This is a genomic window from Flavobacterium noncentrifugens, assembly GCF_900100375.1.
Lineage (GTDB): Bacteria > Bacteroidota > Bacteroidia > Flavobacteriales > Flavobacteriaceae > Flavobacterium > Flavobacterium noncentrifugens.
In genome coordinates this window covers 257626-274100 of sequence record NZ_FNEZ01000001.1, presented here as the reverse complement: position 1 = coordinate 274100, position 16475 = coordinate 257626, and the positions used below count along the sequence as shown (strand labels likewise).

Here is a 16475-nt window from a genome sequence, read left to right as displayed (position 1 = left end):
AAAAATCCGGTAACGTTTGTCGCTACCGGATTTTTCTTGAAATCTCATTTCTATTTATTTTTTCTTGCCAAAGATTCCGTTCAGCAGATCTTTCGCTTTGGTTTTCACTTCCTCATTTTGCTTGGCTTTTGTGGTGTCTTTCGACTTTCCGTTCAGAAGATTTCCCAAAGCATTCGTTCCCTGATTCACGAGTTTATCTTTTTGCGTTTTCACCAATTGTGCCGTCAGGTTTGTAATGGCTTGTTTCATATCGGTGGATACCTTCGGGTTTTTAAAATTCCCTGTCAATACAGCATTTACCGGAATGTTTTCGAGTTTTGCGCTTTCTGCCGGACTCAGTTTTGCAATCAGTTTGTTCGCATCGGTTCCCAGATATTTCGCCGGAACATCGAATTTGATGTTGTAATTCATCGTTTGGTCAAAACCGTGCTGTCCGCCAATATTGACTTTAATGTCCTGGTATTTGATGTCGAATGGTTTGACATTGACTTTTCCGTCTTTAAATGTCAGAGCCGCTTTTAAATCGTTCAGGTTTAATTTCGACAGATCAATGAATTTCACGCTTTCGTCCAGTTTGTTCAGCAACGGCGATGTTTTTTCATTGACTGTAGTCGATAACAATTGGCCAATCAAATCTCCGGAAATCGAATTCAGATCCGGTGTCATTTCAACCGCGTCGAGTTTTCCCGAAAGATTGATTGTCGAATTTAATTTTCCATTGATCACACCAGCGATTGGTGCAATTTTTTTCATCATTTCCAATTGCGTAAACGTTTGAGCGATATCAACCGCATTCATTCCAAGTTTCATGTCAAAAACAGGAACTTTTTCTTTGGTTGAAACCGAACCGTTTACGCCGATTGTTCCGCCAAAGATTGAAGTTTTGATGTTTTCCAAACTTGCTTTTTGATCTTTGATCATCACTTTTCCGGATACATTTTTCAAAACCAGATTGTCATACAAAACGGTATTCGCTTTTGCATTCAGCGTACAATCTAAAAACGCCGGGATTTTGACTGCATCTTTCGATTTGGTTTTACTGTCTTTCGGTGTATCGGCCGACATGAAATCGGAAACGGCAAATTGGTTCGATTCTAAATTGAAATTCCCTTTCAAAACCTGGTCTTTAAACATAAATCCGTAGAAATTTTCCAAAACACCACTGGCTTTTAAATCGGTTTTTCCGGTTTTGGCACTCAGTTCCTGGAGATTTATTTTGGTATTTGTAAACTGTACCGCAGCTTTATTGACATTGATCGCTTTGTTGTCGGCATCGACATATTTAAATCCGGTTAATGTCATATTTCCCGAATTCTGCATGTTTTGGTATTGATTGGTTTCTACCGATTTCATGTCGAATTTCGTCTGAATATCGGCATTCAAAATTCCCGAAAGTGGCTTGTCGAGTTTTATCGGATAGGCTTTTGAAAGGTTTCCAAGATTGATCGTGCCTTTTAAAGCGGCATCAACCAAAGGGTTTACAGCTACGTTCCTGATATTCGCCTTAGCATTAAAAATGTCCTGATCGATGCGGAAAGATAATTTGTCCAGATTTATGTAAGTGTCATTTAAAATTCCGGTTTCATTGATAATTTTGGTGTCGATCACAATATTCTGAACTGATTTCGGCAAGTCCGGATATTGAAAAGACGCATTGTTTGAAGCGATCGCAAGGTTGAATTTTGGAACTGTCGTATCAGAATACAAGCCTTTTGCAAAACCGCTGATTGTAAAATCGCCGGTCGTTTTTACTTTTTCCAGGCTTCCGGCATAAGCCGACGGAACCAATCCGAGGAAATTCTGGAAACTCGACGTTGGCGTTTTAAATTTCAAGTCATATTCCTGGCCTTTTTCAACAAGTTGGATAAAACCGTCGAATTCCAACGGCAATTTGTTAATGAGCGCTTTATTTTGCTTGAATTCGTATTTGCTTTTGTTAAGATCGATCCCGAGAACGGCGTCTAAAGTCAGCGCAACATGGTTCATGTAATTGATCTTATCCATATCGAGCGATACTTTTGCGGTAGAATTGGTCGTCAGATCCAATTTGGAAGCGGCAAAATCGCCTTTTCCGGTGTGGTTCAAACTGTCAATGACCATTTTGATTTTCGAGCGTTCGTCGAAATATTTAAAACGGAAATTCTCGACTTTATATTCATTTATTTTTAAGGATAACGGATCGCTTTTGCCATCGTCTTTTGCATCTTTGTTCTTTAACGCAATGTCAAAATTCCCAATTCCGTCTTTGTTGAATAAAATATTGATGACACCGTTTTTAGAAGAAAACGATTCGATTTTCATCGGTTCATCCTTGCCTTTAAACAATTCTTTGATCGACATTTGAAGGTTGACTTCGCCCAACGAAACCAAGGTATCGCCTGCAAACGGCGCTTTGTTGATGATCAGTAATTTATCGACGGAAACATTTGCCTGCGGGAAGCTTTTGAACAAACTCAGGTCGGCATTGGCAAATGAAACATTCGCATCGACTTCTTTGTTGATGGCCTCAGCAATTTTAGCCTTGATCGCATCCTGGAAGAAAAACGGGATCGCAAACAATGCGGCGATTAATAAAAGGATAACGATTCCGGTAATTTTTAAAATTTTCTTGATCATGATTGCATGGAGTTTAGCTGCGCCAAATTTAACGACAAAGTGCGATAAATATTGAAATTTACCGCACTTTTATCATAATTTTAGGATGTTTATTTTTGAATCAGAAATAATTAATTGATGCTGATTTCGAATGGCATACAAGCCTGAATTCCGGATTTGTTGCTTGCTTTTTTCAATTGTTCCCAAAGTTTGTAATTGGTTTCGCCGATTTCTTCACGGATCATATTTTCTTTGGATTTTAAAAACGGAACGCCAAGGTTTCCAAGCAAATCACGCAGGTCTTTTTCATATTCCGGATAATTCTGGGTGCGGTAATTTTTGGATTTTACCAATCCTGCGGCATATTTCACGGCTTTGTCCATTCCGCCGATCTCATCTACAAGTCCGATTTTGATCGCTTGCGAACCCGCCCAAACACGGCCTTGCCCGATTGAATCTACCCTTGCAAAATCCATTTTTCGGCCTTGTGCCACGCGGCTTACGAATGTCGTGTAGATTCTTTCAACACCTTCCTGGGTTACGTTTCTGAACTTTTCATCCAATGGCGAAAACGGACTGTAATCGGCTGCATTTTCATGCGTGCTGACTTTCTCGGTATGGATTCCGATTTTAGTAGACAATTCAGAAAAATTCGGCAAAATCCCGAAAACGCCGATTGAGCCTGTGATTGTATTGTTCTCTGCAAAAATCCTGTTCGCATTACAAGCAATATAATATCCGCCAGAAGCGGCAAGATTTCCCATAGAAACGACAACCGGTTTTATTTTTTTAGTGATTTCGATCTCGCGCCAGATCAGGTCTGATGTTAGTGCATCGCCGCCCGGAGAATCGATTCTCAACACAATTGCTTTTACATTTTCATCGCGTCGCGCTTCCTGTAAAGAGCGTCGCATCGAACCTTCACCAATCGTGCTGATGTCGCCTTCGCCACGCCCGATTTCTCCTTGTGCGTATATGATCGCGATCCTGTCTTTAGAACTGAAATCTGAAGAAGTCGTTGCTGCATTTTCGGCATAATCGAGGATTTTGATCGTGTTGTATGCTTCATCTTTTCCGACTTTTAGCATTTTTCTAATGTCTTCGTGATATACATCTTCATAAGCGATCTTGTCGACTAAATTTTCGGCTTTTGCCAATTCCGGCGTGCGCGCAGTCAGGCCGTTTGCAATTTCATTGAGTTTTTCAACCGGAATGTTGCGGCTTTTTGAAATATCGGCCGCGACCGAAGCCCAAACCGAATTGAGTAAAGACGTGACTTGTTCACGATTGGCGTCGCTCATTTTATTTTCTAAAAACGGCTCAACGGCACTTTTGTATTTTCCATGTCGGATGACTTCCATTTTAATTCCTGTTTTGTCCTGTAAATCTTTAAAGAACATTAATTCAGAAGATAAACCTTTAAATTCCATGTCGCCAATTGGGTTCAGGTACACGAGACTGGCAACCGAATTCAGGTAATATTCTTTTTGCGTATACGAATTAGCGTAAGCATAAACGAATTTGTGCGATGTTTTAAAATCTTCAAGCGCATCGCGAAGCGCTTTGCTTTGTGCCATTCCGAGGGAAGAATTGTCATTCAGGATTGAAATTCCTTTGATGTTGTTGTCGGTTTTTGCAGCTTTAATTGCTTTGATTACATCTGATAAACCATCGTGGCGCGTTTCAAAATAGTCAAAATCCTTGTAGTTGAATTTTCCGGCATAATCATTCGTGACTTGCGACAAATCGAGTTCGATAACCGAATTGCTTTTCACCGAAACCGTATCGGAACCGCTGCCCGCAATCGCAGCGATCAAAACAATCCCGAAAAAGAACAGCATGCAAAAAATAAACAAGCCTATAATTGTAGATAAAATGTTTCCTAAAAATCTCATGGTATTTTTTTGTAATAAGTTTCGAAAAGACTGTGATTGTTACATTTGGCACGCCAAAATAAATTTATTAACAGTCGGCGCAAATATACTCCTATTCTAAAATTCTTTTAGTTAATTTGTGGTTAATATGAGTCGGCAACATCAGGTCATTTTAGCGATTGGTAGCAACCAGGGCGACCGTCTGGAGAATATCCAGGCGGCGGTCGAATGTATTCATAATGAAGTAGGTACGGTTGTGAAAATCTCCAAATTGTATGAAACGCCCTCGTGGGGTTTTGAAAGCGATTCGTTTTACAATTGTGCTTTGATGATCCATACCGACCAATCGGCGCATGAAATTCTGGAGAAATCGCTTGAAGCGGAGAAAAAACTCGGCAGGATCCGTTATGAAGCCGATGGTTATCAACAACGCATTATCGACATTGATGTCATTGCATTTGATGAAGACATTATCGAAACCGAAAATTTAACAGTGCCGCATCCGCTGATGCAGGAACGCATGTTTGTGCTGTTACCAATGCGCGATTTAAACCTCGACTGGCGCCATCCGATCTTACAGAAATATTTGCCCGAATTGCTTAAAGCATCTGAAGATAAAAGCAACTGCAAAGTCGTTCAGGAACTCGATTTTCCGTTGCAGAAAGTCGGCATCGAAAAAGTAAATCACATTGCCATCGAAGGAAATATCGGAGCAGGGAAGACGACATTGGCCAATAAGATTGCCGAAGATTTTAATGCGAAAACCGTTTTGGAACGCTTTGCCGACAATCCGTTTTTGCCAATGTTTTATGAAGACCAGAACCGTTATGCATTTCCGCTGGAGATGTCATTCCTGGCCGATCGCTACCAGCAAATCTCCGATGATTTGGCGCAATTTGATCTTTTTAAGGATTTTATCATTGCCGATTACCATATTTTCAAATCGCTGATTTTTGCAAAAGTGACGCTGACCGATGACGAATACCGTTTGTACAGAAAGCTGTTCGAAATTATTTACAAGGAAATGCCGAAGCCCGATTTGTACATTTATTTGTACCAGAATACCGACAGGCTTTTGGAAAATATCCGCCGCCGCGGAAGAAGCTACGAGCAGGAAATTCCGGCAGAATATCTCGATAAGATCAACAAAGGGTATCTCGATTACATCAAATCCCAAACCGATTTAAACGTATTGATCATCGATGTTTCGGAGAAAGATTTTGTCAAAAACCAATCGGATTATGCGTTTATCCTTGAAGAAATCCGGAAAAAATTAAACTGACGCCGTTTCGCTCATTTGCTTGAATAAATCCCAGACTACAATTCCGGCGCTGACAGAAATGTTTAAGGAATGTTTGGTTCCAAGCTGCGGAATTTCGATACATCCATCACAAACGGCAATCGCTTTTTGAGCTACTCCAAACACTTCATTACCGAAAACTAGTGCGTATTTTTTATCTGTTTCAACTTTAAACCGGTCGAGCATGATCGCATTTTCTACTTGTTCGATCGCGAAAACGGTTACATTTTCCTGTTTTAATTTTTCGATGACCGAAACGACATCAGCATGATGTTCCCAGTCGACCGTTTCAGTAGCGCCGAGCGCTGTTTTGTGAATTTCCTTATTTGGCGGTGTTGCTGTAATGCCGCACAAATATATTTTCTCAATCAGGAAAGCATCGGCAGTTCTGAAAACTGATCCAATGTTGTGCAAGCTCCGGATGTCATCCAAAACCAAAATCACTGGCGTCTTTTCTGAAGTCTTAAAATCTTCAACCGATTTGCGGTCGAGTTCACTATTTTCTAATTTTCGCATATTTTCTACATAAAAAAAGCTCCCTGAAACAGGAAGCTTTTAAAGATTTATAACAAGGAGATTATCCTTTTGGAGTCGCTTCGTCACCCAAAACAGTTCCTTTAATTGTAAGCACTTTTGAAGCTTGTCCTTCTGCATTAGAAGTCAAAGTTACCGTTTTTGTGAAAGCACCAACCCTGTCAGTAGCATATTTTACACCGATAACCGCTTTTGCACCCGGAGCGATAGGCTCTTTTGGATACGTAGGAACCGTACAACCGCATGATCCTGTAGCGTTAGTGATGATCAACGGTTTTGTACCGTTGTTAGTGAAAACGAATTCACGTTTTCCGTCTGCATTGTGGGGAATTGTTCCGTAATCGATCGTTTCGTTTTCGAAAACCATTCCGGCACCTTCTACTTTAGGAGCATCTGATTTTACAGTTACTTCTTTCTTAGTTGTTTCTTTTTTAGTTGTTTTTTTAGCCTGCGCGTTTGAAGCAGTTACACCAAAAACAGTTAACACAGCGATCAAAAATATTTTTTTCATTGTAATTTCTATTAAAATTATTGGACAAATCTATATAAAAAATTTATATGGATTTGCAAATGTTTCTTAAAATTAAATTAATTTTTGTAGACTGATTTATTCCCTTTAAAATTTTTAAATTCGCTCACACATTTTTAAAACGCAGAAATTTTGGCAGCCAAGGAAAAAGAAGTGAAAGAAACTCCGTTAATGAAGCAATACAACGAGATCAAGCGAAAGTATCCCGATGCCTGTTTGTTGTTTCGCGTGGGCGATTTTTATGAGACTTTCGGAGAAGATGCGGTTCGTGCTTCGAAAATTCTCGGAATCGTTTTAACTAAGCGTGGCGCGGGTTCCGAAACAGAAACGACTTTGGCCGGATTTCCGCATCATTCCTTAAATACCTATTTGCCAAAACTCGTCAAAGCCGGATTGCGCGTGGCGATTTGCGACCAGCTCGAAGATCCAAAAATGACCAAGACGATTGTGAAGCGCGGTGTGACCGAGCTCGTGACTCCAGGCGTTTCGATGAACGATGAGGTTTTACAATCGAAATCGAATAACTTCCTGGCTTCCATTTACTTTGGTAAGAAAATTATAGGAATTTCCTTTCTTGATGTTTCGACTGGCGAATTTTTAACGACTCAGGGGAACGAGGAATATATTGACAAGCTGTTGCAGAATTTTAATCCGAGCGAAGTTTTGATTCCGAAAACCAACAAAAGCGATTTTAAAGACACTTTCGGAGAAGATTACCACAACTTTTATCTCGAAGACTGGGTTTACAAAGAAGATTTTGCGCTTGAAAAACTGACGAATCATTTCCAGACAATTTCGTTAAAAGGTTTCGGGATCGAAGACATGTCGGAAGGCATTATTGCTTCGGGTGCGATTTTGTACTATTTGTCGGAAACACAACACAACAAACTGCAACATATTACCGCGATCCAGCGTATTGCTGAAGATGCTTATGTCTGGATGGATCGATTTACGATACGAAACCTGGAATTATACCACAGTTACAATCCGAATGCAGTGACTTTATTGGATGTGATCGATCGAACGCTTTCGCCAATGGGCGGCCGTTTGCTCAAGCGCTGGTTGGCTTTGCCACTTAAAGATGCAGCGAAAATCAGGAGCCGGCACGAAGTTGTGGATTATCTGAAAACTAATCCCGAGGTTTTAAAAAGCATCCAAAACCAGATCAAACAAATTTCAGATTTGGAACGATTGATCTCGAAAATCGCCGCAGGAAAAGTGAGTCCGCGCGAAGTGGTTTATTTAAAGGATTCGTTGGACGCGATCATTCCGGTAAAAACATTGGCGCTCGAAAGTGCAAATGAAGCGGTGAAAACCATCGGCGACAGCCTGCACAGTTGCGAATTGCTGCGCGAAAAGATCAAAACGACTTTGAATCCAGAAGCGCCGGTTGCGATTTCAAAAGGCCATGCGATTGCGAAAGGTGTGAATGCCGAATTGGATGATTTGCGTGCGATTTCGACTTCGGGGAAAGAATATCTCGAAGGCATTGAAGCGCGTGAATCGGCTGCGACCGGAATTTCCTCTCTAAAAATTTCGTTCAACAATGTTTTTGGATATTATATAGAGGTAAGAAATTCCCATAAAGACAAAGTGCCGACCCAGTGGATCAGGAAGCAGACTTTGGTCAATGCCGAACGTTACATTACCGAAGAACTCAAAGAATACGAAACCAAAATCCTCGGTGCAGAAGAAAAAATATACAAATTGGAAGTCGAATTGTTCGAACAATTGGTATCGTGGATTTCGACTTATATCAAGCCGGTGCAGCTCAACGCGAACTTAATTGCACAACTCGATTGTTTGACGTCGTTCACGCAATTGGCGATCGAAAACAAGTATGTTTGCCCGGAACTTGACGATACTTTCGAACTCGAAATTAAAAATGGCCGCCATCCGGTGATTGAAAAACAACTGCCTGTTGGAACTCCGTATATTGCAAATGATGTGTATTTAGACCGCGAAACCCAACAAATCATTATGATTACCGGCCCGAATATGTCGGGTAAATCGGCGATTTTGAGGCAAACGGCGTTAATTGTACTGCTGGCGCAGATGGGAAGTTTTGTTCCGGCGGACAGCGTGCGGATGGGCGTAGTCGATAAGATTTTTACCAGAGTAGGCGCGTCGGATAATATTTCGATGGGCGAATCAACTTTTATGGTTGAGATGAATGAAACGGCATCGATCCTGAACAATATTTCGGAAAGAAGTTTGGTTTTATTAGATGAAATCGGACGCGGAACGAGCACGTATGACGGCATTTCGATTGCGTGGGCGATTGCGGAGTATTTGCACCAGCATCCATCAGGGCCGAAAACGTTGTTCGCAACGCATTACCATGAACTCAATGAAATGACCGATATTTTGCCGCGCATCAAAAACTTCAATGTTTCTGTAAAGGAATTGAAAGACAATGTGCTTTTCATCCGAAAACTCGTTGAAGGTGGAAGCGCACACAGTTTCGGAATTCATGTTGCAAAAATGGCCGGAATGCCACAAACGGTGATTTTAAAAGCGCAAAAATTGCTGAAAAAACTAGAAAAAGACCATTCAGGAGAAGCATTAAACGGAATCAAATCAGCTAAAGAAGACATGCAGATGAGTTTTTTCAACCTCGACGATCCACTTCTGGAAGAAATCAAAGAAGAAATCCTGAACTTAGACATCAATACTTTGACGCCGGTTGAGGCTTTGATGAAGTTGAATGAGATCAAAAGAATGCTTACAAAAAAGTAATTTATTTTTAACAGTTACGGAATCAGAAGATTATCTTTTGTGAAATATTTTTTTGTTGAAAATGCTTGCATTTTTGAATTAATGTATTAAATTTGCCTCCGCATTACAGGATAACTGTAGCGCAGTTCTTTAAAATTATGCGAAAATAGCTCAGTTGGTAGAGCGCGACCTTGCCAAGGTCGAGGTCGCGGGTTCGAGCCCCGTTTTTCGCTCCATGAAGTCCAGTATGCTCGGATGGTGAAATTGGTAGACACGCTGGACTTAAAATCCAGTGAACAGCAATGTTCGTGCGGGTTCAAGTCCCGCTCTGAGTACAAGTTTAAACCGCAATCTCTTAAACAGAGTTTGCGGTTTTTTTTTGGAGTCAATTCAAATCCTTTAAACAAATCTTGAATTTAAGTATCATTTATCTTTTTATTTAGAATCATTCTTGTTAATTTTGCGATGCCCGATTTTCGTGCAGGAATAATAACCAATAAAATGATCATGCTTAAAAACATCAAATCTTTTTTTATAGCTTTACTACTATTGCTGTCGTTCGCAGCCTCGGCACAGAAAAATGTTTTTCTCGATCGAAATTACTGGAAGTCCAAACCAGATCGCCCAACGATAGAAAGCGAAATCAAAAAAGGAAACGATCCGGCACAATTGAATAGCAACGCTTTCGATGCTACTGTTTATGCGATTTTAGAGCAGGCGCCTGATGAAAGCATCAAATTTTTATTGGCACAAAAGGGCAATGAAGTTAATAAAGTCACACATGACGGACGCACTTATATTTTTTGGGCTGCCTATAAAGGCAATGTCGGGCTCATGCAGTATTTGTTGGATAAAGGTGCAAAGACAGATTTGCTAGACGACAAAGGCTACACGGTTCTGAATTTCGCTGCCTCATCGGGACAAACGAATACCAAAGTTTATGATTTTTGCCTGGCTCACGGTGCGAATCTTAAAAAGGACGTTGATCATGATGGTGCAAATGCCTTGCTGTTGGCTGCTCTTTATGATACTGATTTCTCATTGATCAATTATTTTGTTTCGAAAGGGCTTGACCTTAAAAGTGTCGACTCCAATGGAAACACGGCGTTTAACTACGCTGCAAAAACAGGAAATCTCATCACCTTGAAAACATTGGTTGAAAAAGGCGTAAAATTCAATGACAACGCGATGATTTTTGCAAGCCAGGGAACAAGAAGTACTTCAAATACGCTCGAAACATATCAATATCTTGAAAGCCTCAGAATTAAACCGACGGCCATTGGAAAAAATGGTGAAACCACGCTTCATGCGATTGTCAGAAAAGAAAAGCAACTCGAGATCATCAACTATTTTTTAGGTAAAGGTGTTGATTTGAATCGTGCAGACAACGACGGAAATACGATTTTCATGAATGCGGCTTCAGCTAATAATGATCCGCAGGTCATCGAACTGTTGGCGTCAAAAACCAAAGACCTCAATCAGAAAAATAAAAAAGGCGTTTCAGCATTGGCATTTGCCGTTAAAAACAATACACCGCAAATTGTAGATCTGCTGCTCAAAAAAGGAGCTGATGTCAAAATTACTGATGCAAACGGAGACAATCTCGCGTATTACCTGATACAATCATACAATTCCCAAAAGAAAGAAGCGTTTGAAGCCAAATTAAAAATGCTGCAGGAAAAAGGACTGAATGTGGTCGTGCCGCAAAAAAACGGAAACACATTATACCATTTGGCAGTCGCCCAAAACGATTTATCTTTGCTAAAGGACATTTCGCGTTTTAAAGGCGACATCAATGCAAAAAATAAAGATGGTTTGACGGCGCTGCACAAAGCGGCGCTGACCGCAAAAGACGATTCAATCTTGAAATTCCTGATCGAATCTGGGGCAAAAAAAGAAGCCGTTACCGATATGAAAGAAACAGCCTACGACCTCGCGTCAGAAAACGAATACCTTGAAAAAAACAAAATATCTATTGATTTCTTAAAATAAACATGAAAAAGATTTATCATTTATTCCTGATTCTTGTGCTGGCACTTTTTTCATCGTCAAATGTCAATGCGCAATCCGGTGGAAGCACGAAATACAAATGCATGGTTCAGATGACCAATTATATGGGCGAAGGTGCTTATATTGTCGTGTCGCTGATCGATCCCAAAGGCGCTTATGAAAAAACGCTTTACGTTATGGGTTCGGATAAAAAATGGTACCGCGATTTAAAGGAATGGCATAAATTCTATGCGAAGAAAGCGACGAATTTAAGTGCGATTTCCGGGGCGTCTGTTTCTGGTGGTGACCGAAGTGTTGTGTTTCTGGATATTGAAAATTCAAAAATAAATTCGGGTTACAGCCTGCGTTTTGAAAGCGCAGTTGAAGACCAGGCTTACCATGTTAAAGACCTAGAATTTCAACTGACAACAGAAAATGTTGCAGGAAAAAATGACGGAACCGGATTTATCAGGTATGTGCGCCTGACTCCGAATTAATAGCAAAAATATGACGATTTCAATCTGGAGATACAGCCATTTAGCCCTGGCCGTATCTTCTTTTCTTTTTATAATATTGGTTTCCGTTACCGGAATTGTGTTGGCGTTTGAGCCCATTTCAGAAAAAATCCAGCCCTACAAAACCGACTGTTTTGATGCCGTTACTGTCGCTCAAATGTTGGTTGCAATCAAAAAAACCAATGCTGAAATTATTGACGTCACTGTCGATGCGAATTCGTTTGTAATCGTAAAATCCATTGACAATAATGGAAAAAATTTCACCGCTTACGCCGATCCGAAAAGTGGAAAAACTTTAGGAGAAGTGCCAAAAAAGAACCGCTTTTTTCAATGGGTTACCACGCTTCACCGATCGCTTTTCCTGCATGAAACAGGACGGTTTATTATCGGGCTAACTGCTTTTTTGCTGTTGCTGATTGCCGCTTCAGGAACGATTTTAGTGATTCAGCGGCAAAACGGCATCCGGCATTTTTTTCAGAAAATCGTCAAGGAGAATTTCGCGCAGTATTACCATGTTGTTTTGGGCAGGCTGATGCTGGTTCCGATTTTAATCATTGCAATCACGGGAACATACTTGTCTTTGGACCAATTTAAAATGCTTCCGAAACAGAACATCAGCCATAACATCGATTTTGACCATATTAAATCGGAACCCAAAATCAATCTCGCCGATTTTAAGGTTTTTAAAAACATTCTGCTTTCAGAAGTGACGTATATCGAATTTCCCTTTTCGGATGATCCCGAAGATTATTTTACGTTAAAACTTAAAGACCGCGAACTCGTCGTGAATCAATTTACGGGCGACATCCTGAGCGAAATCCGCTACAGCGCAACTACAGATTTCATCAGTTTGAGCCTTGACCTGCACACCGGACGCGCGAATATCATTTGGGCTTTGGTTCTTGCGACTGCTGCCGGAAATATCTTGTTTTTTGTTTTTTCAGGCTTTGCGATTATGCTGAAACGCCGTTCGAACCGGATCAAAAATAAATTCAAAGTTGCGGAAAGTGACTATGTCATTTTGGTTGGTTCTGAAAACGGCAGCACTTTTGGCTTCGCAAATGCAGTCCACAAACAACTGATCGCAAACGGTAAAAAATCGTTTTTATCACAATTGAACCAATACGATATTTATCCGAAAGCGGCGCATTTGATTGTGATCACATCAACTTACGGTTTGGGAAATCCGCCGAGCAACGCAACAAAATTCCTGTCTTTATTGGAGAAGAAACCGCAATTGCAACCTGTGAATTTTTCGGTTGTTGGTTTTGGATCGCATGCGTATCCTGATTTCTGCAAGTTCGCATTTGAAGTGAATAATGCGCTGTCGCTGCAATCCTGGGCCGTTCCGTTTGTAGAAATCCACACGATAAACGACAAATCGCCGGATGATTTTATGAAATGGTTTTCAATCTGGTCGCAGCAGGCAAATATTCCATTTGATGCTTCGGCTGATTTTCTACATGTAAAGCCGAAACCAACGCAAAAAATTGCTGTCATTAAAAAAACAACGATCGCGCATGAAGACGGCGCTTTTTTGATGCGTTTGCAATTCGATAAAAAAGTAAAATTTGCTTCGGGTGATTTGCTTGCAATTTATCCTGCGAACGATTATCGGGAACGTTTGTATTCGATTGGAAAAATTGATGATGGCGTCCAGTTGAGTGTTCGTTTGCATCCGAATGGATTGGGTTCGGGATTTTTATACGGACTTGAAAAAGGCGCGGTTTTTAATGCTGCAATTTCCAGAAATCCGGATTTTTATTTTCCTAAAAAAGCACCGAAAGTCATTATGATTTCAAACGGAACCGGAATTGCGCCTTTTCTCGGGATGATCGGCGAAAATGTTAAGAAGATTTCATGTCATTTGTATTGTGGTTTCCGCGATCCATCTTCATTTGAACTTTATTCCGAAAGTCTTCAGAAAAATATTGATGAAGGAAAACTCAATACACTCAATCTGGCTTATTCGCGTGAAGGCAAAAAGCAATATGTGAAAGATCTGCTTCATCAGGATTCGGGATTTATATCAGAAACCTTGAAAAATGGTGGCGTGATCATGATTTGCGGCTCATTAGCGATGCAGCAAAACGTGATTGAGTTGCTGGAAAATATTTGTAAAAGCCATCAAAAAACGGTTTCCTATTATCAATCGAGAAAACAAATTTTGGCAGATTGTTATTAATCACTGCATTGGTAAATTGTAGATAAGTTTTTGGATTTGGATTAAAATCGGTACACTTTAGCACATCAATTTTGTTAGCTTTGCACAGTTCGGAAACTAAAAAATCAGTTCCGGATTTCAGATTCTATGGGTTCATTTGTCATCAGCAAACGATTTAACGGCGATTATAAATTTATTTTTGCTTCGCGAAAAGGCAAGACGATTTTTACGAGCATCGGCTGCAAGCAAAAAGACGACTGCGAACAAATGATTGCAGGGATTAAAAACAGCATCGATTTATTTGCGTTTACCAAAATAAGGAACGCCGGCGGGAAATACTTTTTCAGGCTTTCCAAGGGCGGATTGGTATTGGCCAACAGCCGAAAATATACTACAGAATTGCGGCTTCAAAAAGGAATTGACGAGATTGTAAAGTACGTCTCATCTGCGGAAACGCTCGATTTTTCAGAAAATGATTTTATTTTCCAAGATGAGGAAAGCATTTTCTCTCCTGAAGTTGAGGATGACATTTAATATTAATTGCTTGATAATAAGTTAATTGCTTGATTTTTTTATTAAAGGTGTGTAAATTATATAACAATAAATGTTTTTAATATAAACGCATCATTCGATAAATCACCAAATTTGTTTAGAATTTAGACTCGTCTAATCAATGGAAGTAAAATACTCGGAAAAATTTTATCTTCTGTGTCATGTATAAGTGGAATCTTTAAAGGCTTTCCACTTTTTTATTTGTAACAGTTTATTAATAAGCCGCATTTTTATTTTTAGATGAAATTCAATATTATATATCAGGCAAATCAAATTACGATGGCCATTCTGAAAGAACAGCTTGAGCGATTTGAGATCCAGTACCGGTTTTCGGAAAATGGCGAAGTAGATTTGCTCGGAGAAGTTCCGGAACAGCGTTATAAAGAACTCGAAAGCTGCCTTGAGAAATACAGCATTGAAATTTTGCACGATCAGAAAAGCCAACTGGTACAACGGATCAAGAATATTTTGCAGGAAGTCGCTTATGGTGAAAGCCAGCAAATTTTTACGCTGTCGGGTTATCTGGCAAAGCAATTGGGATTGAGTTATGGGTACATTTCATATATATTTACGGCGCAGACTTATACTTCGATTGAGAATTACATGATCATGCTGAAGGTGGAAAGGGCGAAAAACCTGCTTCTGGAAGGTGCACAATCCATAAAGGAAATCAGCTATATGCTGAATTACAGCAGCGTCGGGCATTTTTCGAGGCAATTTAAAAAAACAACAGGCCTGACAATTTCGATGTTTAAAAAAATTGTCGACAACAGGCGCAACAGGGTAGCAACTAATAATTAATTCAAAGATATGAATACGAATAGTGACCAAATGAATATTTTCCTTGCAGACGATGACGAAGACGATCGCAGCTTGTTTAAATTGGCATTTGATGAGACCAAACTGAATTCCAACCTGTCTTTGTTTAAAAGTGGTAATGAACTGATGGATTTCCTGAACCAGGACAATTTAAAATTGCCTCATATTTTATTCCTCGATTTGAATATGCCGGGAAAAACCGGGGCGCAGTGTCTTGCTGAAATTAAAGCCAACCCTAAATTCCGCAACATGTCGATTGCGATTTATTCGACTTCAAATTCTGAAAAAGATATTGAAGATACGCTCAGCGGCGGGGCAAACATTTACATTCACAAGCCCAATGATTTTCAAAAACTTAAACAAATTATCAAGCATGTTTTGAAGATCAATTGGCAATACCATACCTCAGGACTAAACAGAGAATCTTTTTTCTTAAGTATTTAAAAACCTAACGAGACTCAAAAAGAAAAAGCAACGATAATTTATCGCTGCTTTTTTATTTTAATGAAATTTTGAAATTACAAATTGCTTCTGTCGCTGTTGTAATTGTCGCTGTCACTGCTTCTATCGTTGCTGCCGGTATCAAGATCATCTGAGTCTTCTTCCTGATCTGAATCATAATCAGTATCGTCGTCGTCGTTTCTGTCGCTTGCCGAAAGATCGTCGCTGTTCCAGTCGCGGTTGTTGTTGTCTCTGGATTCGTCGGTATTTCTATCGCTCATTCCTTGTTCTGCGCTGCTGTCTGCATTGTCATAATTGGTACGGTCGGTTTCCCGAGGGTTCAAATTTTGGTTCAAAGTACTGTTTGAATCGTCCTGATTGTCATTAAATTGTTGGTTATCACGATTTTCCTGACCGTAATTTCCGTTATTGTCTGTTGCCATTT

Annotated in this window: 13 protein-coding genes and 2 tRNA genes; 10 read left to right on the top strand and 5 right to left on the bottom strand. The window is 40.0% G+C overall.

The features are described 5' to 3' along the window. Window positions 1–54: 54 nt before the first annotated feature. Window positions 55–2616 (bottom strand): AsmA-like C-terminal region-containing protein, encoded by a 2562-nt coding sequence (locus tag BLS32_RS01265; RefSeq protein ID WP_091391496.1) that lies wholly within the window; start codon window positions 2614–2616, stop codon window positions 55–57. A gap of 110 nt (window positions 2617–2726) precedes the next feature. Continuing rightward, the gene (sppA, locus tag BLS32_RS01260; protein WP_091391495.1) at window positions 2727–4490 is read right to left on the bottom strand and encodes a signal peptide peptidase SppA; all 1764 of its coding nucleotides are present in this window, start codon (window positions 4488–4490) and stop codon (window positions 2727–2729) included. Between the two features lie 127 nt (window positions 4491–4617). Between sppA and folK the strand changes: the two genes are divergently transcribed. Further along, window positions 4618–5751 (top strand): 2-amino-4-hydroxy-6-hydroxymethyldihydropteridine diphosphokinase, encoded by a 1134-nt coding sequence (gene folK / locus BLS32_RS01255; RefSeq protein WP_091391494.1) that lies wholly within the window; start codon window positions 4618–4620, stop codon window positions 5749–5751. Here the strand turns inward: folK and BLS32_RS01250 are convergent. Beyond that, complete coding sequence (locus BLS32_RS01250) at window positions 5743–6285, bottom strand: RNA methyltransferase (protein ID WP_091391493.1); 543 nt, start codon at window positions 6283–6285, stop codon at window positions 5743–5745. The genes folK and BLS32_RS01250 overlap by 9 nt on opposite strands. Window positions 6286–6346: 61 nt before the next feature. Then, on the bottom strand, window positions 6347–6814 hold the full coding sequence (locus tag BLS32_RS01245) for a DUF1573 domain-containing protein (protein ID WP_091391492.1): 468 nt from the start codon (window positions 6812–6814) through the stop codon (window positions 6347–6349). A gap of 150 nt (window positions 6815–6964) precedes the next feature. Between BLS32_RS01245 and mutS the strand changes: the two genes are divergently transcribed. The 9 genes from mutS to BLS32_RS01200 all read left to right on the top strand — a co-directional run bounded on the left by mutS (window position 6965) and on the right by BLS32_RS01200 (window position 16033). Then, window positions 6965–9571, top strand: a complete 2607-nt coding sequence (mutS, locus tag BLS32_RS01240; protein WP_170227500.1) for a DNA mismatch repair protein MutS — start codon at window positions 6965–6967, stop codon at window positions 9569–9571. A 139-nt stretch (window positions 9572–9710) separates the two neighbouring features. After that, window positions 9711–9786: transfer RNA gene (locus BLS32_RS01235), tRNA-Gly, on the top strand. Window positions 9787–9799: 13 nt separating this feature from the next. Beyond that, a tRNA-Leu gene (locus BLS32_RS01230) sits at window positions 9800–9885 on the top strand. A 166-nt stretch (window positions 9886–10051) separates the two neighbouring features. Beyond that, window positions 10052–11542 carry an ankyrin repeat domain-containing protein gene (locus BLS32_RS01225; protein WP_091392333.1) on the top strand — a complete coding sequence of 497 codons (1491 nt, stop codon included), beginning with the start codon at window positions 10052–10054 and terminating at the stop codon, window positions 11540–11542. 2 nt (window positions 11543–11544) lie between these two features. Further along, on the top strand, window positions 11545–12036 hold the full coding sequence (locus BLS32_RS01220) for a DUF2271 domain-containing protein (RefSeq protein WP_091391491.1): 492 nt from the start codon (window positions 11545–11547) through the stop codon (window positions 12034–12036). A 10-nt stretch (window positions 12037–12046) separates the two neighbouring features. After that, entirely contained in the window at window positions 12047–14239 is a 2193-nt protein-coding gene (locus BLS32_RS01215) for a PepSY domain-containing protein (protein ID WP_091391490.1), read from the top strand. Window positions 14240–14365: 126 nt separating this feature from the next. Beyond that, a complete protein-coding gene (locus BLS32_RS01210) occupies window positions 14366–14752 on the top strand; it encodes a YegP family protein (protein WP_091391489.1) in 387 nt (128 codons plus the stop codon). Between the two features lie 297 nt (window positions 14753–15049). Next, window positions 15050–15571 carry a helix-turn-helix domain-containing protein gene (locus BLS32_RS01205; protein WP_170227499.1) on the top strand — a complete coding sequence of 174 codons (522 nt, stop codon included), beginning with the start codon at window positions 15050–15052 and terminating at the stop codon, window positions 15569–15571. Between the two features lie 9 nt (window positions 15572–15580). Further along, window positions 15581–16033, top strand: a complete 453-nt coding sequence (locus BLS32_RS01200; protein ID WP_245699297.1) for a response regulator — start codon at window positions 15581–15583, stop codon at window positions 16031–16033. A gap of 74 nt (window positions 16034–16107) precedes the next feature. Here BLS32_RS01200 and BLS32_RS01195 read toward each other — a convergent pair whose 3' ends face one another. Beyond that, window positions 16108–16473, bottom strand: a complete 366-nt coding sequence (locus BLS32_RS01195) for a hypothetical protein (RefSeq protein ID WP_091391486.1) — start codon at window positions 16471–16473, stop codon at window positions 16108–16110. Window positions 16474–16475 lie beyond the last annotated feature (2 nt).